The 19,462-nt window shown below is 53.3% G+C and carries 26 protein-coding genes; 20 read left to right on the top strand and 6 right to left on the bottom strand.

Going from position 1 to position 19,462, the window contains the following annotated elements:
* Positions 1–120: 120 nt before the first annotated feature.
* Genes mobC through mobA form a run of 3 tightly spaced genes read right to left on the bottom strand, consistent with a single transcriptional unit; the run spans position 121 to position 3,824 of the window.
* Positions 121–2,139, bottom strand: a complete 2,019-nt coding sequence (gene mobC, locus Q0T35_RS02295) for a conjugal transfer protein MobC (RefSeq protein WP_004291482.1) — start codon at positions 2,137–2,139, stop codon at positions 121–123.
* 30 nt (positions 2,140–2,169) lie between these two features.
* The gene (mobB, locus tag Q0T35_RS02290) at positions 2,170–3,417 is read right to left on the bottom strand and encodes a conjugal transfer protein MobB (RefSeq protein WP_004291483.1); all 1,248 of its coding nucleotides are present in this window, start codon (positions 3,415–3,417) and stop codon (positions 2,170–2,172) included.
* A complete protein-coding gene (mobA, locus tag Q0T35_RS02285; protein WP_004291488.1) occupies positions 3,396–3,824 on the bottom strand; it encodes a conjugal transfer protein MobA in 429 nt (142 codons plus the stop codon). Before mobA ends, mobB begins: the two co-directional genes overlap by 22 nt.
* Positions 3,825–4,085: 261 nt before the next feature.
* Between mobA and Q0T35_RS02280 the strand changes: the two genes are divergently transcribed.
* From Q0T35_RS02280 to Q0T35_RS11100, 20 genes are all read left to right on the top strand, one after another.
* Positions 4,086–4,220, top strand: a complete 135-nt coding sequence (locus tag Q0T35_RS02280; protein WP_005653613.1) for a hypothetical protein — start codon at positions 4,086–4,088, stop codon at positions 4,218–4,220.
* A gap of 313 nt (positions 4,221–4,533) precedes the next feature.
* Positions 4,534–5,295 carry a ParA family protein gene (locus Q0T35_RS02275; RefSeq protein ID WP_004304276.1) on the top strand — a complete coding sequence of 254 codons (762 nt, stop codon included), beginning with the start codon at positions 4,534–4,536 and terminating at the stop codon, positions 5,293–5,295.
* A gap of 2 nt (positions 5,296–5,297) precedes the next feature.
* A complete protein-coding gene (locus tag Q0T35_RS02270; protein WP_004291503.1) occupies positions 5,298–5,738 on the top strand; it encodes a DUF3408 domain-containing protein in 441 nt (146 codons plus the stop codon).
* A gap of 2 nt (positions 5,739–5,740) precedes the next feature.
* Positions 5,741–6,094, top strand: a complete 354-nt coding sequence (locus tag Q0T35_RS02265) for a DUF3408 domain-containing protein (protein WP_004291505.1) — start codon at positions 5,741–5,743, stop codon at positions 6,092–6,094.
* 16 nt (positions 6,095–6,110) lie between these two features.
* On the top strand, positions 6,111–6,839 hold the full coding sequence (locus Q0T35_RS02260) for a hypothetical protein (RefSeq protein ID WP_004304280.1): 729 nt from the start codon (positions 6,111–6,113) through the stop codon (positions 6,837–6,839).
* Positions 6,840–7,040: 201 nt separating this feature from the next.
* Positions 7,041–7,358 (top strand): DUF4134 domain-containing protein, encoded by a 318-nt coding sequence (locus Q0T35_RS02255; RefSeq protein ID WP_002560983.1) that lies wholly within the window; start codon positions 7,041–7,043, stop codon positions 7,356–7,358.
* A gap of 10 nt (positions 7,359–7,368) precedes the next feature.
* On the top strand, positions 7,369–7,701 hold the full coding sequence (locus Q0T35_RS02250) for a DUF4133 domain-containing protein (RefSeq protein ID WP_004291514.1): 333 nt from the start codon (positions 7,369–7,371) through the stop codon (positions 7,699–7,701).
* Positions 7,698–10,202 carry a TraG family conjugative transposon ATPase gene (locus Q0T35_RS02245; protein WP_004291515.1) on the top strand — a complete coding sequence of 835 codons (2,505 nt, stop codon included), beginning with the start codon at positions 7,698–7,700 and terminating at the stop codon, positions 10,200–10,202. Before Q0T35_RS02250 ends, Q0T35_RS02245 begins: the two co-directional genes overlap by 4 nt.
* A gap of 40 nt (positions 10,203–10,242) precedes the next feature.
* Positions 10,243–10,623, top strand: coding sequence for a DUF3876 domain-containing protein (locus tag Q0T35_RS02240; protein ID WP_004291516.1), 381 nt, complete (start codon positions 10,243–10,245; stop codon positions 10,621–10,623).
* A gap of 23 nt (positions 10,624–10,646) precedes the next feature.
* Positions 10,647–11,276, top strand: coding sequence for a DUF4141 domain-containing protein (locus Q0T35_RS02235; RefSeq protein WP_004304283.1), 630 nt, complete (start codon positions 10,647–10,649; stop codon positions 11,274–11,276).
* A gap of 3 nt (positions 11,277–11,279) precedes the next feature.
* Positions 11,280–12,284 (top strand): conjugative transposon protein TraJ, encoded by a 1,005-nt coding sequence (gene traJ, locus Q0T35_RS02230; RefSeq protein WP_295840749.1) that lies wholly within the window; start codon positions 11,280–11,282, stop codon positions 12,282–12,284.
* A gap of 31 nt (positions 12,285–12,315) precedes the next feature.
* Positions 12,316–12,939: a conjugative transposon protein TraK gene (gene traK, locus Q0T35_RS02225; protein WP_004291519.1), complete on the top strand. Its 624-nt coding sequence runs from the start codon at positions 12,316–12,318 to the stop codon at positions 12,937–12,939.
* 6 nt (positions 12,940–12,945) lie between these two features.
* Positions 12,946–13,254, top strand: coding sequence for a TraL conjugative transposon family protein (locus Q0T35_RS02220; RefSeq protein WP_004291520.1), 309 nt, complete (start codon positions 12,946–12,948; stop codon positions 13,252–13,254).
* Positions 13,235–14,587, top strand: coding sequence for a conjugative transposon protein TraM (traM, locus tag Q0T35_RS02215; protein WP_004291521.1), 1,353 nt, complete (start codon positions 13,235–13,237; stop codon positions 14,585–14,587). The genes Q0T35_RS02220 and traM overlap by 20 nt, the downstream gene beginning before the upstream one ends.
* Before the next feature lie 34 nt (positions 14,588–14,621).
* Entirely contained in the window at positions 14,622–15,608 is a 987-nt protein-coding gene (traN, locus tag Q0T35_RS02210; protein ID WP_004291522.1) for a conjugative transposon protein TraN, read from the top strand.
* 2 nt (positions 15,609–15,610) lie between these two features.
* The gene (locus Q0T35_RS02205) at positions 15,611–16,186 is read left to right on the top strand and encodes a conjugal transfer protein TraO (RefSeq protein ID WP_004291523.1); all 576 of its coding nucleotides are present in this window, start codon (positions 15,611–15,613) and stop codon (positions 16,184–16,186) included.
* 7 nt (positions 16,187–16,193) lie between these two features.
* Positions 16,194–17,096, top strand: a complete 903-nt coding sequence (locus Q0T35_RS02200) for a toprim domain-containing protein (protein WP_004291524.1) — start codon at positions 16,194–16,196, stop codon at positions 17,094–17,096.
* Positions 17,093–17,596, top strand: coding sequence for a DUF3872 domain-containing protein (locus Q0T35_RS02195; protein ID WP_004291525.1), 504 nt, complete (start codon positions 17,093–17,095; stop codon positions 17,594–17,596). Before Q0T35_RS02200 ends, Q0T35_RS02195 begins: the two co-directional genes overlap by 4 nt.
* Positions 17,593–18,120, top strand: coding sequence for a hypothetical protein (locus tag Q0T35_RS02190; RefSeq protein WP_004291526.1), 528 nt, complete (start codon positions 17,593–17,595; stop codon positions 18,118–18,120). Before Q0T35_RS02195 ends, Q0T35_RS02190 begins: the two co-directional genes overlap by 4 nt.
* 208 nt (positions 18,121–18,328) lie before the next feature.
* Positions 18,329–18,574, top strand: a complete 246-nt coding sequence (locus Q0T35_RS11100; protein ID WP_004304288.1) for a hypothetical protein — start codon at positions 18,329–18,331, stop codon at positions 18,572–18,574.
* A gap of 33 nt (positions 18,575–18,607) precedes the next feature.
* Here the strand turns inward: Q0T35_RS11100 and Q0T35_RS02180 are convergent, their stop codons facing one another.
* From Q0T35_RS02180 to Q0T35_RS02170, 3 genes are read right to left on the bottom strand one after another with little or no spacing between them, the layout of a single operon-like run.
* Positions 18,608–18,916, bottom strand: coding sequence for a hypothetical protein (locus Q0T35_RS02180; RefSeq protein WP_004304290.1), 309 nt, complete (start codon positions 18,914–18,916; stop codon positions 18,608–18,610).
* Positions 18,917–18,969: 53 nt separating this feature from the next.
* Complete coding sequence (locus Q0T35_RS02175) at positions 18,970–19,215, bottom strand: hypothetical protein (protein ID WP_004291529.1); 246 nt, start codon at positions 19,213–19,215, stop codon at positions 18,970–18,972.
* Positions 19,212–19,445, bottom strand: coding sequence for a DUF3873 domain-containing protein (locus tag Q0T35_RS02170; RefSeq protein ID WP_004304291.1), 234 nt, complete (start codon positions 19,443–19,445; stop codon positions 19,212–19,214). The genes Q0T35_RS02175 and Q0T35_RS02170 overlap by 4 nt, the downstream gene beginning before the upstream one ends.
* Positions 19,446–19,462: the final 17 nt, after the last annotated feature.

The raw sequence follows: 19,462 nt of genomic DNA, 5'->3' as shown, positions 1-19,462 counted from the left end.
ACAAGTCCGAATTTTACGATTTTACCCGTCAGAACTGAAGTGCCCCCCAAAAAAATTGTATCCAACTTTTGGGGGTCACTTCAAACTTCGATAGGGATAATTTTCAATTTTGGGGACTTGTTAGACAGTCTCATTATCTGGTAGCAGTTTACACAGCACCGGATCGTTTTTGATACGCTCCAGTTCCTCCTGCACAATCTGCTTCACCTCTTCCTTGATGCGCCGGTAGTTCGCCTGCACCGTTTCCTTCATGCGGTCGTTGCCGTCCTCGTCCGTGAAGTTTGTAATGACGGGAATTTTCTTGTAGGCACTTTCTTCCCGTTTCACCTTTTCGGCATCCACCACAATCTCGCAATGAAAAATCTTCTGCTCGATACGCTCGTTGAAGTTGTCGGATACAGAACCGACAAACATTCCCTGCGTAAGCCCGGAAATCTTACTCGGTGGAATGAGCGCGTCCATCTGCGTGTTGATGGAGGTGGAAACATCCTGCCGGTTGATGGAGATGGACTGCCGTTTCTGCAACACCTTACCGAACCGCTCGGAGAGCGTCTTGGCTGTTTCCCCCACCACCTGACCGGAGAAAATATTGCCGACAGTGTTCATCACCACTTTCGCCTCTTTGTCCCCGTAGTCACGCACTAACTGGCTGAAATCCTGAAAGCCCAGACACACGGCAACCTTGTTGCTTCGGGCGGTAGCTATAAGATTGTCCAACCCTTTGAAGTATATTGTGGGCAACTCGTCGATGATGACCGATGACTTCAGCATCCCCTTCTTGTTGATGAGCTTCACGATACGGGAATTATACAGACCGAGTGCCGCACCGTAGATATTCTGACGGTCGGGATTGTTACCCACGCAGAGGATTTTCGGCTCTTCGGGATTGTTGATGTCCAGCGTAAACTCGCTGTCTGACATCACCCAGTAGAGCTGCGGTGAAATCATCCTCGAAAGCGGGATTTTTGCCGACGCTATCTGACCCATGAGCTGCTCCGCAGCCCCTCCAAGCCACGCATCCATGAACGGCGAAAGGTAGTTCTCCAGCTCCGGATAAGAGGTCAGTATCGGAAATATATCCTCGTAACGGCGGTTCAGAAACTCGATAGCATGGGGAAACGTGCAAAACTTCCCGTTCTGATAGATTTTGAGATACCAGATAATACTGGCAAACAGAATGATAGGTGACTCCACGAAGAAGTCGCCCTGCTTTTGCACCCACGTTTTATTGAGGTTGAGCATTATTGTGTAGGCACTCTCATAGGCATCCGTAATATCTTCCATAAAATCCGGGTGAATGGGATTGCACCGATGAGAGCGTCGCGGGTCGTCGAAGTTGATCACATAGAACTTCGGCTTTACCTTGTAGCCGTCCGGGTGGTTCAGCAAATGGTTGTAGGCAATAGTAGATAGGTCGGGATACTTGAAATCGTAGATGTATTGACTAAAGCCCTTTTCAATCTGTTGCTTGATAAAATTGTTTACCACGGCATAGGACTTGCCGCTGCCCGGCGTACCCAACACGATGGACGCACGGAAGGGATTAACTACATTGATCCAACCGTTGTTCCAGCGTTTCCTGTAATAGAAACGTGTCGGCAGATTGACCGAATACTCGCTTTCGATAAGCCTCGTTTCCTGCATGAAACTCTCGTTCTCGTTGTTGAAAACATCCTCCATCAAATTGTGTTTCAACAGGCGGCTCATCCACAGACCACCCATCAACAGGCAGACATAGCCCGTTCCAATGGTAAGGACATACAGTCCCGTCACCGCTTCAAGCGGCAGCGGCAGGGGCAGCAACCACCAGTTCAGGAAAAACAGCACGAACCCGACGGCAAATGCTGTCCAGATTCTCCCCCAAGTGATTTTCTCACCCTTGACACCCTTCGTACCCAGACAGGACAAGGCAAGCAAAAGGACGGAAAACAGCTTCGTGTAGAGAATGGAATGGAACAGCCCCGCCGTGCGGTCGAAGTTCAGAAGGATTTTGTCCACCACGCCGATGTTCACGCCCCACAGCCGGATGGCTTCGTAGCAGAACCAGTACACGTTCATGACCACTAAAATGATACTCACGGCACGCAGAAAATCCATGATTTTCGCCAATGCCCTCAAATCGTCTTCTTGTTGTGACATACATTGATTTTTTAATTGTTGATACTCTGATTACATACCCAAGCCCTTGCGTTTTTTCTTCTTTTTGCGCTTCATCGCCCGGATGAAAGCCTCTTCCTCGGCATCTACCGCCGGACCTTCGGGAGTGAGCAAGCCCATACCGCCCGATATATCTTCACTGTCGTAGGCGGTCTGCCCGTGTGCCTTGTCCGCAGCATCCACAGGGATGGATAGCGGTATCGGCGGTTGTCCGGCGTATGGCAGGGTGAAGTGTTCCTGCAAGGCATTCGCCGAAAGCTCCTTACCCATGCGCGAACCGTTCAGCACGCATCCCGTGCGGTGGTCGATGAAGGTAGCCCCATAGATGCGCCCTTCCTCTGTGTAGCGCAGTACGGTGTCGATGCCCTTCTCTTTGAGTTGGGATACAAATTTGTCCTTGTCATAAGTGCCTTGCAGCACGGAAAGGACGGTGCGTTTCGTCATGTCTGCCAGTTTCCTATCCTTGATTTCCGATTTGGAACGGACAAACTTCTTCTGTACGGCTTCATAGCCTGCGGACTTCCCGAAAAGCGAGGATTTGAACGGGTTGCCCACCTTGTTACCCTTGTCGTCCGTGACGGAATAGACCAGCCCGTGATACTCCCGTCCGCGCACGTTGCCCCTCGCTTCCTCCACCGTCATATTATATAAGGAAAGGAGCGCACGGTATTCGCCCATCGTCTGGAAACGGTACTGCCCATTCAGAGCCTTCACGGTGTTGCCTACCTGCTTCTTCACATCACCTGCCGATGCGGCCACCTTGCGCAACGGATTATCCAATCTCTGATTTTTACGTTCTGCCGGATGCAATCCGTACTTCTGTTCCAGTTCCCTGCGGATACGGTCGCTGCGGCGGTAGAGAAAATCCCGGTTGAGCCTTTTCCCGTTCTCGTCCACGTTGACCGTCACGATGTGCAGGTGGTGGCGGTCGATGTCCTCGTGCTTGAATACAAGATAAGGCTGGTTTCCGAAACCGAGTTTTTCCAGATACTCGCGGGCGATATTCTGCAACTCAATATCGGTCAGCACATCCTCCGGGTGCGGGTTGAGAGAGATATGCACCACCGGCTTCTCGATCTTCATCTGCGGTGGCAGGAAGGTGAGAAAACCCTCCATCGCCTTGCCTATGTCCACCGTTCCCGAACCGTCATTGTAGATGCGGTTGGTGGTGAGAAGCCGCCCCTGCGCCTCGTTAATCTTCTCCCCGTTGTAGGCAATCGCGCCGTACAACGAACTTCCTACACTGATTTTTGCGACCATTTTGCCTCCATTTCCCTTGAAAGTTCCACAATCCGGCGGCTCAGTTTCACGAGTTCGACGGTGTGTTGCTCTAATTTGTAGAGCAACGCCATCGCCTTTTTCTCTGAAAAATGCAGCCTCAGTTCCTTCACGACTTGGTTGTAATTCGTACCCACGGCACGGAATTGTGCATGAAAATCCGACAGTTTGGTGTAATAGTCCACCAACGTCTTGTCCACCTTCAGCACCTTGAACGGTTGCCCGAAGAAGTGCGCTTTGAGGAAAACAGACCGTGCATAGACACCCGATTTTCCGAACATGGCGAGGAAACGGTTGTGTTCCTCCTCGTTGAAACGGACGGTGTACCGGTACACCGCCGGATCAAGTTTGGGATTTCTCCCTGATTTGCTTTTCCTTTTCTCTTTCATATTACTTTGGATTTAGCGGATTGACGGCATAAGCCGCCGCTTCGGATTACAGCACCGCAGTTCTGAAAGGCTTCCCGACTTCGGAGGGAAAGCCCGCCCCCTGCAAGGGCAAGTGCTTTTCGTGGCTGCTCAAAATATTTTGAGCGGCTGAAAAGACATCTTGCTATGTTCAGGTGAACATAAAAATCCGTCAGGGGACGGATTGGGAAAATACCTTTCAGGACTCCGGGCCGCGCGTCATCGGCGAACCCTGCTGTCCGGGTGCAAAGTTACGCCCTTAAAGCGGTATCGGACAGATGCTTGACCCGGTCAATGACTGCCAACCGGCGCAACGTGCCGCCACTTGCCGGAGAAGTGATACAGGTTCCAAAATATACTTGTTTATTTGCAGCATGATTCAAGAAACGAACGATTTGAAGATATGATAAACGGAACATTCAAATACCCGGAAATCCGCTTCTTCGGATACTTGCCGAAACGGATACCCGAACCGTCGGAAACCCGGTTCTCCGACAATTCGGTGACGTATGGATTCAATGACTTCATGACGCAATGTCGTCAATCACCATTTGTCCGACGCACCGCTTCACCACAGAACCGGATACGCGACGACCCGCCTGCGTGTGTAGTCACGGAAGCGGATGGTGCGACAGCCAAATCCGTATGGAAACAGAAAAACAAATCATCAACAATTAAAATAAATGGAACTATGAGTAAGGAAATCTTCGTTGCATTCGCAACACAGAAAGGTGGCATCGGCAAATCCACTGTCACGGCACTTGCCGCCAGCTACCTGCACAACGTGAAAGGCTACAATGTCGCCGTCGTGGACTGCGACGACCCGCAGCACAGCATCCACGGGCTGCGCGAACACGAAATGGGGCTTATCGACAGCAGCACCTACTTCAAGGCTCTCGCTTGCGACCATTTCCGCCGGATCAAAAAGAACGCCTACACCATCGTCAAAAGCAATGCGGTGAACGCCCTCGACGATGCCGAGAGGATGATTGCCACTGAGGACGTGAAACCCGACGTGGTGTTCTTCGACATGCCCGGCACACTCCGAAGCAACGGCGTGATAAAGACGCTCTCGCAGATGGACTACATTTTCACTCCGCTGAGTGCCGACCGCTTTGTCGTGGAGAGTACCCTGAAATTCGTCACGATGTTCCGCGACAGGCTGATGACTACCGGACAGGCGAAAACAAAGGGGCTGCATCTGTTCTGGACGATGGTGGACGGCAGGGAGAGGAACGACTTGTACGGCATCTACGAGGAAGTGATAGCCGAAATGGGCTTTCCGGTACTTTCCACCCGCTTGCCCGACAGCAAGAAGTTCCGCCGTGACCTTTCGGAAGAGCGCAAGAGCGTTTTCCGCTCCACCATCTTCCCGATGGACACGGCACTGCTGAAAGGGAGTGGCATCCGGGAGTTTTCCGAAGAGATAAGCGACATCATCAGACCGCAGTGAGCATGGGCAGCAGGAAAGTGAACACGGAAGGCATCGACGAGGAACTGCTGTTAGCCTCCATCGGGCGGCGCACACAGGACGGGACACTGCGCCCCGCACAGGAAGTACCCGCAGCTGCACCGACCGAAGAGGACACCGCCGCACCGGAACCATCTCCTGTGCAACCCGTAACACGGGAAAAAGCGCAGAGGGAAAGTGGACGCCGGAAAAGGCAGGACGAGGACTACAACGAGCTATTCCTGCGCCGCAACGAGATAAAGACCCGCCAATGTGTCTATATCAGCCGTGACGTCCACGGCAAGATCCTCAGAATCGTGAACGACATCGCCGGAGGGGAAATCTCAGTAGGCGGATATGTGGATACCGTGCTGCGCCAGCATCTGGAACAGCACAAGGAGAGAATCAACGAACTGTACAAGAAACAACGTGAAGATCTGATTTGAAAATGGAAAAAGAAATGACACCGAATGAAAAAAGACCACAGCAAGACTGCGGAGGTATGTTTACCCAAGTGCAGGCGAGTGTGGAAATACTGTCGCCTGTCCCGGTAAGCGGCAAATGCAGTGAGAAGGACTATGAACGCCTGTTCATCCGCGACCCGGAAGTAAAGGCACGTGAGGGGAAGATGGCGTATGTGCGCCCGGAGTACCACGAGCGTATCATGCGTATCACCCGTGTAATCGGGCATGACCGGCTTACGCTGTCCGCTTACATCGACCATGTGCTGACGCACCACTTCAACCAGTGCGAAGATGCGATAAAGAGCCTTTATGCCCGAAATTACAATTCAGTATTCTAACCAAAAACGGAAGGATATGAATTACACAATCAGCATGACAGACATTCTGCTGGCGGTATCGGTCGGCTGCAACCTCTGGTTCCTGTTCCTGCTCCTTTACGAGCGCATCATGGACACGCGGATTGTCCGCTTCTTCAAGGGCATTGTCGGATTATGGCGGTCACTGGACGGGAATGAGGCTAAACGCATAGCGGCACACGAGGAAGTCCCTGCGGAAAAGGCGGACATCATCGGCAAGAGCCGTTTCAGGATGGCATCCACCCGGACAACCGCTGCCATACCGACGCAAGAAGCCGCCACTATTGAAAAAGGCATTGAGCTGTCGGAGGAAGAGGCTACTTTTGACGACGGAAAAACGGGAAACGCATCCCGCCCGGCACAAGTCCCGGAGGAAAAACTCGATGAGACCTTCACGAGCATACCGCCGGAGGAACTGGGATACGGGGACGACGAACCGGAAGAGGACGCCTCGGACACGCCACGGGCTTCGGGCAGCAGCTTTGACGAGATTGACGACGCCTGCAAGACCGCCAAAAACCCGGACGCGACACAGGCGGAACGTGAAAAGGCGGCTAAGGTGTTCACCGACATGGAGGGCACGGAGTTGTACGAGAAAATGATGGAAGGCTCTTCGGAGATAGGCATCCGCATCAAGGGGCTTATCGAGATTCGGCTGAAGAAATCTGAAAAGGAGTTCGTCGTGCCGGACAACATCGAGGAGTTCGACATTCGCAACTATGTATGACAACAATAAAAGAAATGAACATGAAAGAATGACATCAACCCACGCGGCGAGGAAACGCAAGGCGCATCCCCATCCGCAACGGACACGCCCACGTCCGTGGAAACAAACGGGCATCCACTAAAACCAAAGTAAAGAAACAAAGTATCAACCGCCCGACAAAGGACCATCCACCCTTTTGACGGCAAAAAACAAGAACAGTTTATGAACAAGAACATCTTGAAAAACAGAAAAGCAATCCTCTCCGCGGCACTTGTCATCGCCGCAACCGCCTCCGCTTTCGCGCAGGGAAACGGCATCGCGGGCATCAACGAAGCCACCTCTATGGTGAGTTCTTATTTCGACCCCGGAACTAAACTGATATACGCCATCGGTGCAGTCGTCGGGCTTATCGGGGGCGTAAAAGTGTACGGCAAGTTTTCATCGGGCGACCCCGACACCAGCAAGACAGCCGCCTCGTGGTTCGGCGCGTGCATCTTCCTGATTGTTGCCGCCACCATCCTGCGCTCATTCTTCCTTTAATAAATAATGTATGGCTGAATACCCAATCAACAAGGGTATCGGCCGTCCGGTAGAGTTCAAGGGCTTGAAGGCACAGTACCTCTTCATCTTCTGCGGAGGTCTGCTGGCTCTCTTCGTCCTGTTCGTCATCCTCTACATGGTCGGTATCGACCAGTGGATATGTATCGGCTTCGGCGCGGCATCGTCCTCCCTCCTTGTATGGCAGACCTTCGCGCTGAACGCCCGGTACGGTGAACACGGGCTGATGAAATTAGGAGCGGCACGGAGCCATCCCCGATACCTTATCAACCGGCGGCGGATAACCCGTCTGTTCAAACGACAACGAAAGGAAGAAAGACAATGAGGAATACATCGAAAATGACAACACTGGAAAACAGGTTCCCACTTTTAGCGGTGGAGCATGGCTGCATCATCTCAAAGGACGCCGACATCACGGTGGCTTTCGAGGTGGAACTACCGGAACTTTACACCGTGACGGGTGCGGAGTACGAGGCGATACACAGTTGCTGGTGCAAGGCTATCAAGGTGCTGCCGGACTACTCCGTCGTCCACAAACAGGACTGGTTCATCAAGGAACGCTACAAACCGGAGCTTCAGAAGGACGACATGAGCTTTTTAAGCCGCTCTTTCGAGCGTCACTTCAACGAGCGTCCGTACCTGAAACACACCTGCTACCTCTACCTGACCAAGACAACAAAGGAGCGTAACCGGATGCAGAGCAATTTCAGCACGCTGTGCCGGGGACATATCATCCCGAAGGAGCTGGACAGGGAAACCACGACCAAGTTCTTGGAAGCCTGCGAACAGTTCGAGCGCATCATGAACGACAGCGGGCTTGTCAGGCTGCGCCGCCTCTCCACCGATGAGATTGTGGGTACTGAGGGAAAGACGGGACTTATTGAACGCTACTTCTCGCTCATGCCGGAAGGTGACACCACCTTGCAGGACATCGAGCTTTCGGCAAGGGAGATGCGCATCGGCGACAACCGCCTGTGTCTGCACACCCTCTCCGACGCGGAAGACCTGCCGGGCAAGGTGGCTACCGACACCCGTTACGAGAAGCTCTCCACCGACCGGAGTGACTGCCGACTGTCATTCGCCTCCCCGGTGGGGCTTCTGCTCTCCTGCAACCATATCTACAACCAGTATGTGCTGATAGACAACAGTGAGGAAACCTTGCAGAAGTTCGAGAAGTCCGCCCGTAACATGCAGTCGCTATCTCGCTATTCAAGGAGCAACAGCATCAACCGCGAGTGGATAGACCAATACCTGAACGAAGCCCATTCCTACGGACTGACCTCGGTACGGGCACACTTCAACGTCATGGCGTGGAGCGACGATGCGGAGGAACTGAAGCATATCAAGAACGACGTGGGCAGCCAGTTGGCAAGCATGGAATGCGTGCCGCGCCACAACACCATCGACTGCCCGACACTCTACTGGGCGGCGATACCCGGCAATGCGGCGGACTTCCCGGCGGAAGAGAGTTTCCACACCTTCATCGAACAGGCGGTGTGCCTGTTCACAGAGGAAACCAACTACCGCAGCTCGCTCTCGCCCTTCGGCATCAAGATGGTGGACAGGCTCACGGGAAAACCGCTGCACCTTGACATCTCCGACCTGCCCATGAAGCGAGGTATCACGACCAACCGCAACAAGTTCGTGCTGGGTCCTTCGGGCAGCGGCAAGTCTTTCTTCATGAACCACCTCGTGCGCCAATATTATGAGCAAGGCGCACATGTGGTATTGGTGGACACGGGAAACTCCTATCAGGGCTTGTGCGGCATGATCCGACGCAAGACAGGCGGAGCGGACGGTGTGTATTTCACCTACACGGAAGATAAGCCCATCAGCTTCAACCCGTTCTACACCGACGATTACATCTTCGACGTGGAGAAGAAGGACAGCATCAAGACCCTGTTGCTGACGCTCTGGAAGTCGGAGGACGACAAGGTGACAAAGACGGAGAGCGGCGAGCTGGGCAGTGCCGTGAGTGCCTATATTGAGCGCATCCAATCCGACCGTAGCATCGTGCCGTCGTTCAACACCTTCTACGAGTATATGCGTGACGACTACCGCAAGGAACTGGCACAGCGTGACATCAAGGTGGAGAAGTCCGACTTCAACATCGACAACATGCTCACCACCATGCGGCAGTATTACCGGGGCGGGCGTTACGATTTCCTGCTCAACTCCACGGAGAACATCGACCTGCTCGGCAAGCGGTTCATCGTCTTCGAGATAGATTCGATTAAAGAAAACCGCGAACTGTTCCCCGTCGTGACCATCATCATCATGGAAGCCTTCATCAACAAGATGCGGCGGCTGAAAGGCGTGCGGAAACAGCTTATCGTGGAAGAGGCTTGGAAGGCCCTCTCATCGGCGAACATGGCTGAATATCTGCGCTATATGTATAAGACGGTCAGAAAATATTACGGCGAGGCAATCGTGGTGACGCAGGAGGTGGACGACATTATCAGTTCTCCGGTGGTCAAAGAGAGCATTATCAACAACTCGGATTGTAAAATCCTGCTTGACCAAAGGAAATATATGAACAAGTTCGACCAGATACAGGCGTTGCTCGGACTGACGGAAAAGGAGAAGTCGCAGATACTCTCCATCAACATGGCGAACAACCCTTCACGGCTCTACAAGGAGGTGTGGATAGGCTTGGGCGGCACGCAGTCGGCGGTCTATGCCACGGAGGTCAGCGCGGAAGAGTATCTGGCGTACACCACCGAGGAAACGGAAAAAGTGGAGGTTTACCGTCTGGCGGAGAAGCTGGGCGACGACATCGAAGCCGCCATCCGGCAGCTTGCCGAAAGGCGGAGAAACAAGGAATAACTAAAAAACAGAATGTATCAACCAAAAAAGAAAAACGCGTATGAATTTACCAAAAGTGAAAATGCTGCAAGTCAGCAAGTGCCTTATCGGATTGGCGGTCATGATGCTGCAATCCTGCGACGTGGCCGACAACCGCCGCGACATGCTGTGCGGGAACTGGGAGAGCGTGGAGGGAAAACCTGACGTGCTTATCTACAAGGAGGGCGAAGCCTACAAAGTGACGGTGTTCCGTCGTAGCGGTCTGCGCCGCAAGCTCAAGCCGGAAACCTATCTCTTGCAGGAGGAGAACGGCAACCTGTTCATGAACACCGGCTTCCGCATCGACGTGTCCTACAACGAGGCCACGGATGTGCTGACTTTCTCGCCAAACGGGGACTATGTGCGGGTGAAGCCGCAGCCGGGACATCCGACCGAAGAATAACAACCACTAAAATCCAAAGTAACATGAGAACAAGAATAACAATGATTATCTGCCTGTGCCTGCTTTTCGCGGGCAGGGCAAGCGCACAGTGGGTCGTAAGCGATCCGGGCAATCTAGCGCAGGGCATCATCAATGCCTCCAAAAACATCATCCATACCTCCAAGACCGCCACGAACATGGTGAGCAACTTTCAGGAGACGGTGAAAATCTATCAGCAGGGCAAGAAGTATTACGATGCCCTCAAATCGGTGAACAATCTGGTCAAGGACGCCCGCAAGGTGCAGCAGACCATCCTGATGGTGGGCGACATCACAGACATCTATGTGAACAGTTTCCAACGGATGCTCCGTGACGGGAATTTCAGACCCGAAGAGCTTTCCGCAATCGCTTTCGGCTACACGAAACTGCTGGAGGAAAGCAACGAAGTGTTGACGGAACTCAGGAACGTGGTGAACATCACCACGCTCTCCATGACCGACAAGGAGCGCATGGACGTGGTGGAACGCTGCCACTCGAAGATGAAGCGTTACCGCAACCTCGTGAGCTACTACACGAACAAGAACATCTCCGTGAGTTACCTGCGTGCGAAAAAGAAGAACGACCTCGACCGCATCATGGGGCTGTACGGGAACATGAACGAAAGATACTGGTAGCCTATGAAGTTCGACAACCTTCATCAGATTTTACGTTCACTTTATGAGCAGATGATGCCGCTGTGTGGGAACATGGCTGGTGTGGCGAAAGGCATCGCCGGGCTGGGTGCGCTGTTCTACGTCGCCTACCGGGTATGGCAGTCGCTGGCGAGAGCTGAACCGATAGACGTATTCCCGATGCTCCGTCCTTTTGCCATCGGTCTGTGCATCATGTTCTTCCCGACTGTGGTGCTGGGCACGATAAACAGCATCCTCTCACCCGTCGTACAGGGCACGGCAAAGATGCTGGAGGCGGAAACGCTGGACATGAACCGATACCGGGAGCAGAAGGACAAACTGGAATACGAGGCGATGGTACGCAACCCCGAAACCGCCTACCTCGTGTCCAACGAGGAATTTGACAAGCAACTGGAGGAACTCGGCTGGTCGCCCTCCGACATGGTGACGATGGCGGGAATGTATATCGACCGGGGAATGTACAACATGAAGAAGAGCATCCGCGACTTCTTCCGCGAGATACTCGAACTGCTGTTCCAAGCCGCCGCCCTCGTGATAGACACCGTCCGCACCTTCTTTCTCGTGGTGCTGGCGATTCTCGGTCCGATAGCCTTCGCCCTGTCGGTATGGGACGGTTTCCAAAACACGCTCACGCAGTGGATATGCCGCTATATACAGGTCTATCTGTGGCTACCGGTATCGGACATGTTCAGCACCATACTGGCGAAGATACAGGTTCTGATGCTGCAAAACGACATCGAGCGGATGCAGGCAGACCCGAACTTCTCGCTGGATTCGAGCGACGGGGTGTATATCGTATTCCTCTGCATCGGCATCATCGGCTACTTTACCATTCCCACCGTTGCGGGCTGGATTATCCAAGCCGGAGGCATGGGCGGTTACGGTCGCAACGTGAACCAGATGGCGGGACGAGCCGGAAGCATGGCGGGCAGCGTGGCGGGTGCAGCCGCAGGAAACGCAGTCGGACGTGTCGGCAAATTGCTGAAATAATCAATGTGCAATCATAAATTGGAAAATATAAATGGAATTCAAATCACTTAGAAACATCGAATCGTCGTTCAGGCAGATACGCCTGTTCGGTATCGTCTTCCTCTCGCTGTGCGCCGTGGTGACGGTGTGGAGCGTGTGGAACTCCTACCGTTTCGCAGAGAAGCAACGGGAGAAAATCTATGTGCTGGACAACGGCAAGAGCCTGATGCTCGCCTTGTCTCAGGATTTGTCGCAGAACCGCCCGGCGGAGGCACGGGAACATGTGCGCCGTTTCCACGAGATGTTCTTCACGCTATCACCTGAAAAAAGCGCGATTGAACACAACGTGAAACGTGCCTTGCTGCTGGCGGACAAGAGCGTGTACCACTATTATTCGGACTTCGCGGAGAAGGGGTACTACAACCGCATCATCGCCGGGAACATCAACCAAGTGCTGAAGGTGGACAGCGTGGTGTGCGACTTCAACGCCTATCCCTACCGTGCCGTGACCTACGCCACACAGAAAATCATCCGGCAGAGCAACGTCACCGAGCGCAGCCTCGTGACCACCTGCCGCCTGCTGAACGCATCGCGGTCGGATGACAACCCGAACGGTTTTACCATCGAGGGTTTCACCATCATTGAGAACAAGGATTTACAGACTATCAAACGGTAACAGGACATGAAAAGTATCAGAAAATCAATGTGGGGCATGTATTGGAAACTCCACGACAAACGGAAACGCTTGGCGGCAAGTCTCAAAGGGTATCTGGACGGCTTGCCGCCGGAAACACGCCGCCGCATCGTGCTGGGGATGTTCGCCGCCTTCGCGGTGCTTGCCCTTTACACCTTCGGCAGAGCCGTCTATGACATCGGCAGGAACGACGGCTCACATATGGAAACGGGACACGCCGGACGGGTGGAACTGCCGACCCCGGCGGAAACAGGCAATCACTTAACACCTTATTTATATGGAACAGACAAAGAATGAACCGACGAAAGAGAACAAAGCTGCTCCCGAAACGGGGAAACCGAAAAAGGAGCGCGAACCGCTGACAGAGGCGCAACGGCTGAAACGGCAGAAGATGATCGTGCTGCCCGCTATGGTGTTGGTGTTCATCGGGGCGATGTGGCTGATATTCGCCCCGTCCTCCGGCAAGGAGCAACCGCCGGGAACGGACGGATACAACACCGAGATGCCCGACGCTGACAAGGCGAACCGGCAGATTATCGGCGACAAGCTGAAAGCCTACGAGCATGGGGAGATGGAAGAGCGTCAGGAGAGCCGCAACCGTGCCATCGGGCAGCTGGGCGACATGTTCGACCGCGAGATAGCGGGAACGGAGAACGGAGTGGACTTCGACCTCGCCAATCCGGGCGGCAAGGAAGAAAGGGCAAAGCCAGCCACGCCGCAGACCATCCAGTCCTCCGCAGCCGCCTACCGTGACCTGAACGCCACGCTCGGAAACTTCTACGACCAGCCGAAAAACGACAATGCGGAGATGGACGAATTGTTGGAGCGCATCGCATCGCTGGAGTCGGAACTGGAAAGCGAGAGGGGCAAGGCTTCCTCTATGGACGAGCAGGTGGCTCTTATGGAGAAGTCCTACGAGCTGGCGGCAAAGTACATGGGCGGTCAGAACGGAGGACAGCCATCGGCGGAACAGAGGGCAGAGCCAACTACCGTGCAGAAAGGGAAGAAGAACAAGGCAATGCCTATCAGACAGGTGGAGCATCAAGTAGTTTCTTCACTCTCACAGCCTATGAGTAACGCGGAGTTTGTCGCCGCCTTATCGCAGGAACGCAACCGGGGTTTCAACACGGCTGTCGGCACGGCGGAGGTATTGGACAGGAACACCATACCGGCGTGCGTGCATGGGGCGCAGAGCGTGACGGACGGGCAGACGGTAAGGCTGCGCCTGCTGGAGCCTATGGCGGTGGCAGGCAGGACAATACCCCGGGGTGCGGTGGTGGTCGGCACGGGCAAGATACAGGGTGAGCGGCTCGACATCGAGATTACCTCGCTGGAATACGACGGCACGATTATCCCCGTGGAGCTTGCGGTCTATGACACGGACGGACAGCCCGGCATCTTCATCCCGAACTCGATGGAGATGAACGCCGTCCGGGAGGTCGCCGCCAACATGGGCGGCTCGCTGGGAAGCAGCATCAACATCTCCACCAATGCCGGGGCGCAGCTCGCCTCCGACTTGGGCAAGGGGCTGATACAAGGCACGAGCCAGTACATCGCCAAAAAGATGCGAACCGTCAAGGTGCATCTGAAAGCCGGGTACAGGGTCATGCTTTACCAAGAAAAATATTGAAAACAATAAAAATTACCACTAAAATCCAAAAGTAATGAGAAAAGTAATCATCATGTTTGCCCTCGCTATGGGCATCATAACTGCCAACGCGCAGGAGAATGTAACCGTTGAAACGACCAACGGAAGTGAACAACCGACCTTGACGAAGGAGGTCTATCCGCAGAAGGAGGCGGACGGCGACCTATATCACGGGCTGTCACGCAAGCTGACCTTCGACCGCATGATACCGCCGCACGGTCTGGAAGTGACCTACGACAAGACCGTCCACGTCATTTTTCCGGCGGAGGTGCGCTATGTCGATTTAGGCTCGCCCGACCTGATTGCCGGGAAAGCCGACGGAGCGGAGAACATCATCCGTGTGAAGGCTACCGTAAGGAATTTTCCCAACGAAACGAATATGTCCGTCATCACGGAGGACGGCAGTTTCTACACCTTCAACGTGAAGTACGCCGCCGAACCGCTGTTGCTCAACGTGGAGATGTGCGACTTCATCCATGACGGCAGCACGGTGAACCGCCCGAACAACGCGCAGGAAATCTATCTGAAAGAGCTGGGCAGCGAAAGCCCGATGCTGGTGCGCCTTATCATGAAGTCCATCCACAAACAGAACAAGCGCGAGGTGAAGCATATCGGCTGCAAGCGTTTCGGCATCCAATACCTGTTGAAAGGCATCTACACGCACAACGGCTTGCTTTATTTCCACACGGAGATAAAGAACCAGAGCAACGTGCCTTTCGATGTGGACTACATCACTTGGAAAATCGTGGACAAGAAGGTTGCGAAGCGTACTGCCGTGCAGGAGCAGATTATTCTGCCGCTCCGCGCGCAGAACTACGCCACCCTCGTGCCGGGCAAAAAGAGCGAGCGCACGGTCTTCACGATGGCGAAGTTCACCATCCCCGATGACAAGTGCCTCGTGGTGGAATTGAACGAGAAGAACGGCGGCCGTCACCAGTCCTTCGTGATTGAGAACGAGGATTTGGTACGCGCGGGTACCATCAACGAACTTCAAGTACGCTGACCATGAGAAAGTACATCGCAATAATCATCGCGTCGCTTGCCCTTTTTACAGGGCAGGCGCACGCCCAGCGGTGTCTGCCGAAGATGCAGGGCATCGAGGTGAGGGCGGACATGGCGGACGGCTTCAATCTCGGCGGCAAGGACGGCGGGTACAGCTTCGGGGCGGCTCTCTCCACCTACACGAAGAAGGGGAACAAGTGGGTGTTCGGTGGCGAATACCTGTTGAAGAACAATCCCTACAAGGACACCAAGATACCCGTGGCGCAGTTCACGGCGGAGGGCGGCTATTACTTCAAGATACTGTCGGACGCCCGAAAGATTGTTTTCGTCTATGCCGGGGCTTCGGCTCTCGCCGGATATGAGGCGGTAAATTGGGGGAAGAAGGTGCTGCATGACGGCTCCACGCTGCACGACCGGGACGCCTTCATCTACGGCGGTGCGCTGACGCTCGATGTGGAGTGTTACGTGGCAGACCGTATCGCCCTGCTTGCCAACCTGCGGGAGCGTTGCCTTTGGGGTGGCGACACACGGAAGTTCCACACGCAGTTCGGGGTCGGTATCAAGTTCATCATCAACTGACACGGGCATGGAAAGGACGGAAATAGATGCTGTCAGAAGGATGCCGCTTGCGGATTTTCTCGCACGGCTGGGGCATGAGCCTGTCAGAAGGAGCGGTAACGAGCTGTGGTATCTTGCCCCGTACAGGGGCGAGCGCACATCCTCTTTCCGTGTGAACGTGGCGAAACAGCTCTGGTACGACTTCGGTTTGGGCAAGGGCGGCGACATCTTCACGCTTGCCGGGGAGTTTCTGCAAAGCGATGACTTCATGAAGCAAGCGAAGTTCATAGCGGAAGCCGCCAATATGACGGTTGCCGGATGGGAAAAGCCCGTCTATCTCTCGAAGCCGACCGAATCCGTTTTTGAGGATGTGGAGGTCGCTCCGCTGCTCCGCTCACTGCTGACGGAGTATTTAGAGGAACGGGGCATCCCTTACGCCATCGCATCCCGTCACTGCTGCCGCTTGAACTACGGTGTGCGTGGGAAACGGTATTTTGCCGTTGGCTTTCCGAACATGGCAGGTGGCTATGAAGTCAGAAGCCGATATTTCAAGGGTTGCATACCTCCGAAGTCTGTATCACTGGTAAAGGCGAATGACATCCCGGCTGACGAGTGCCTCGTGTTCGAGGGCTTCATGGACTTTCTCTCTGCCGTGACGCTTGGTGTAACCGGTAACGCTGACTGTCTTGTGCTGAACTCAGTCGCCAACGTGGAGAAGGCGGCGGGATTGCTGGACGGATACGGGCGCATCGGCTGCTTCCTCGACCGTGACGAAGCCGGACGGCGGACGCTTGCCGCACTTACCATGCGATACGGGGAACGTGTCACCGACCGTTCCTCCCTCTATGACGGTTGCAAGGACTTGAACGAGTACCTGCAACTGACAACGAAAAAACAGAAAAACAACCATCTAAAAATCGAAGAACAATGAACATACTGAACAACAGAAACAAGAGAACATCAATATTCAAGGCAGTGGCGTTATGCCTGATAGCCGCCATGTCATTCACCCTCGTGTCATGTGACGATGACATGGACATCCAGCAGTCCTATCCCTTCACGGTGGAGGTCATGCCCGTGCCGAACAAGGTAGTAAAGGGGCAGACAGTGGAAATCCGCTGTGAACTGAAAAAGGAGGGCGACTTTTCGGGTACGCTCTATACCATCCGCTATTTCCAGTTCGAGGGGGAAGGCTCGCTCAAAATGGATAACGGCATCACCTTCCTGCCTAACGACCGCTACCTGCTGGAGAACGAAAAATTCCGCCTGTACTACACGGCGGCGGGTGATGAGGCGCATAATTTCATCGTGGTGGTGGAGGATAACTTTAGCAACTCCTACGAACTGGAATTTGACTTCAACAACAGGAATGTAAAGGACGACGATCTTACCATCGTTCCCATCGGCAACTTCAGCCCCTTGTTGAAATGATGCGTGTATTCATGACAATGCTCTGTTCACTTCTGACGGTCTGTTCTGTGTCCGCGCAGATCAGCCGCCAAGAGGGAACGGACGGGCAGGCGGCAATCTACCGACTGCCGCTTATGGAACGTGCTTTTTTATGCTGCCGCTACTTTGAAGGCTGGCACTCAGAAAAACACTACCCATACGTCGGTTGGGGTCACAAACTTTTGCCAAACGAGAAGTATTCGGCACGAACCATGACAAAACGGGATGCGGATGAACTTTTGCGGAAAGACCTGCGCAAATTTGTCGCCATGTTCCGTAAATTCGGGGTTGATTCGATTTTGCTTGGCACGTTAGCTTACAATGTGGGACCGGCGAAGCTGTTAGGCAGCAAAACAATCCCCAAAAGCACCTTAATCAAGAAGCTGGAAGCTGGTGACAGGAACATCTACCGTGAGTATATAGCCTTCTGCAACTACAAAGGAAAACGCCACGCCATGCTGCTCAAACGGAGAAAGGCGGAGTTTGCGCTGTTGTATATCCCATAAAAGGACTGACAAAACTGGCAAAAGACGTGCCATATTTAACTTGGCACGTCTTTTGCTCTATCACTTGATAGATTATCGTAGGATTTTCTCGTTAATTGACATCGTTGAGCCATTTTTGCCTATCGGTTTCCAAATAACACTTCAAGTTGTAAGTGTTGTGAGAGCAATACAAAACATAGTTATTAACCATAAAAAGTATAGCGAAATTATGAAGAAAGTATTTAGGAAAATTCAGAAAGGAACAACAAAAATGATTGAACGTATCAAATCGTTGGGGGAAATGGAGACGAAGCAGAAATGTGTAGTTCAACGGTTCGAGATTATCATTCCCCTCCACCAAAAAATAACGACCCAATATATAGCCTCCGCAAGTTTTACTTGCGGATTTTTTAGTTATCGCAGATTGGACAAAGGTTTCTTTGCTACTTTCTTTGTCCGCCATCATGCTCACTGAAAGAAAGTAGGGCGGCTCTCGCCGCCCCGCCACTCAAAAGCGTGTGTAAAGTCCCGTCACCATCGTGAACATTTCCTCCAGCATATCAAAATAGATACCCTCGTGTACGGCAATGTCCTTTGTCTTGCACTCAAAGGTCTTTTTGCTGAACGTCCTGCGGTAGAAGCGCATATTGTAGAGGTCTGCCCCTTCGTCATAGATGATGTCAAGGCGGTTGGCACTTGTTTTGTTCCTTGCAAGGCTCATCCGTAAGCCGTTGCCCATATCTATGAAATCACGGCTACCTGTCATGGCGGTGAAGCGTTTTCCGCCTATCTGCTGTAATATCGTCTTGGCTATCATATCTTTTGTTTTTAGGGTTTTAAGTATTGGCGGTGCGGACACCGCCATCCCGTTCAAAATTCTCGCATTTCGGAAATGGGGGTCTGCCGTTGTAGCCACTCTTTCACACATTCCATATTGTACTCGCTCGTGATGACTGCCGTATGGCTGTCGGTGGCGGTGAAACGTGTGCTTTCGTAATCATCTATCCACCCCTTGAGGGTGTCCGTTCCCCACGCTCCGGTATCGTCAAAGATACCGTCCAATGCCGTGATAGGTTCGCTGAACTTGACTATCAGCGTTTGATAGGTCGTGTTCATAGTCTGTCCTCCTTTCCCTTCTTTGCGTTCAGCCACTTGTCCCGTGCGGCTCGGCACTCGTCCAACGTGGGTTTGACACAAGAGAACAATTCTCTGTCTATGGGGTGGCGGTAGTCGTACTGCACAAGTGTCCGCCTGCGTCTTCCGATACCCGATTGGAAACGCTCGTATTTCTCCGTACCTGCTTCCGCGCAGGTGCTTACTCCGTTGATGGTCATTCGTGTTGTCATAATGTTGCTTTTTAGAT

Source organism: uncultured Apibacter sp. (genome assembly GCF_946479295.1).
Classification (GTDB): Bacteria; Bacteroidota; Bacteroidia; order Flavobacteriales; family Weeksellaceae; genus Apibacter.
Note: the sequence above shows the minus strand (reverse complement) of the source record. Positions and strands in the feature narration are given on the sequence as shown.

What these genes read in the sequence shown, in the direction of transcription:
- Q0T35_RS02255 (WP_002560983.1), top strand. Translation starts at nt 7,041, where the DNA reads ATGAACAAGAACATCTTGAAAAACAGAAAAGCAATCCTCTCCGCGGCA.
- Q0T35_RS02180 (WP_004304290.1), bottom strand. Translation starts at nt 18,916, where the DNA reads ATGATAGCCAAGACGATATTACAGCAGATAGGCGGAAAACGCTTCACC.
- Q0T35_RS02260 (WP_004304280.1), top strand. Translation starts at nt 6,111, where the DNA reads ATGAATTACACAATCAGCATGACAGACATTCTGCTGGCGGTATCGGTC.
- traM (WP_004291521.1), top strand. Translation starts at nt 13,235, where the DNA reads ATGGAACAGACAAAGAATGAACCGACGAAAGAGAACAAAGCTGCTCCC.
- Q0T35_RS02270 (WP_004291503.1), top strand. Translation starts at nt 5,298, where the DNA reads ATGGGCAGCAGGAAAGTGAACACGGAAGGCATCGACGAGGAACTGCTG.
- Q0T35_RS02175 (WP_004291529.1), bottom strand. Translation starts at nt 19,215, where the DNA reads ATGAACACGACCTATCAAACGCTGATAGTCAAGTTCAGCGAACCTATC.
- Q0T35_RS02190 (WP_004291526.1), top strand. Translation starts at nt 17,593, where the DNA reads ATGATGCGTGTATTCATGACAATGCTCTGTTCACTTCTGACGGTCTGT.
- Q0T35_RS02205 (WP_004291523.1), top strand. Translation starts at nt 15,611, where the DNA reads ATGAGAAAGTACATCGCAATAATCATCGCGTCGCTTGCCCTTTTTACA.
- traN (WP_004291522.1), top strand. Translation starts at nt 14,622, where the DNA reads ATGAGAAAAGTAATCATCATGTTTGCCCTCGCTATGGGCATCATAACT.
- Q0T35_RS02265 (WP_004291505.1), top strand. Translation starts at nt 5,741, where the DNA reads ATGGAAAAAGAAATGACACCGAATGAAAAAAGACCACAGCAAGACTGC.
- Q0T35_RS02170 (WP_004304291.1), bottom strand. Translation starts at nt 19,445, where the DNA reads ATGACAACACGAATGACCATCAACGGAGTAAGCACCTGCGCGGAAGCA.
- traJ (WP_295840749.1), top strand. Translation starts at nt 11,280, where the DNA reads ATGAAGTTCGACAACCTTCATCAGATTTTACGTTCACTTTATGAGCAG.
- Q0T35_RS11100 (WP_004304288.1), top strand. Translation starts at nt 18,329, where the DNA reads ATGAAGAAAGTATTTAGGAAAATTCAGAAAGGAACAACAAAAATGATT.
- mobC (WP_004291482.1), bottom strand. Translation starts at nt 2,139, where the DNA reads ATGTCACAACAAGAAGACGATTTGAGGGCATTGGCGAAAATCATGGAT.
- mobA (WP_004291488.1), bottom strand. Translation starts at nt 3,824, where the DNA reads ATGAAAGAGAAAAGGAAAAGCAAATCAGGGAGAAATCCCAAACTTGAT.
- traK (WP_004291519.1), top strand. Translation starts at nt 12,316, where the DNA reads ATGGAATTCAAATCACTTAGAAACATCGAATCGTCGTTCAGGCAGATA.
- Q0T35_RS02195 (WP_004291525.1), top strand. Translation starts at nt 17,093, where the DNA reads ATGAACATACTGAACAACAGAAACAAGAGAACATCAATATTCAAGGCA.
- Q0T35_RS02235 (WP_004304283.1), top strand. Translation starts at nt 10,647, where the DNA reads ATGAGAACAAGAATAACAATGATTATCTGCCTGTGCCTGCTTTTCGCG.
- Q0T35_RS02250 (WP_004291514.1), top strand. Translation starts at nt 7,369, where the DNA reads ATGGCTGAATACCCAATCAACAAGGGTATCGGCCGTCCGGTAGAGTTC.
- Q0T35_RS02240 (WP_004291516.1), top strand. Translation starts at nt 10,243, where the DNA reads ATGAATTTACCAAAAGTGAAAATGCTGCAAGTCAGCAAGTGCCTTATC.
- mobB (WP_004291483.1), bottom strand. Translation starts at nt 3,417, where the DNA reads ATGGTCGCAAAAATCAGTGTAGGAAGTTCGTTGTACGGCGCGATTGCC.
- Q0T35_RS02245 (WP_004291515.1), top strand. Translation starts at nt 7,698, where the DNA reads ATGAGGAATACATCGAAAATGACAACACTGGAAAACAGGTTCCCACTT.
- Q0T35_RS02220 (WP_004291520.1), top strand. Translation starts at nt 12,946, where the DNA reads ATGAAAAGTATCAGAAAATCAATGTGGGGCATGTATTGGAAACTCCAC.
- Q0T35_RS02275 (WP_004304276.1), top strand. Translation starts at nt 4,534, where the DNA reads ATGAGTAAGGAAATCTTCGTTGCATTCGCAACACAGAAAGGTGGCATC.
- Q0T35_RS02200 (WP_004291524.1), top strand. Translation starts at nt 16,194, where the DNA reads ATGGAAAGGACGGAAATAGATGCTGTCAGAAGGATGCCGCTTGCGGAT.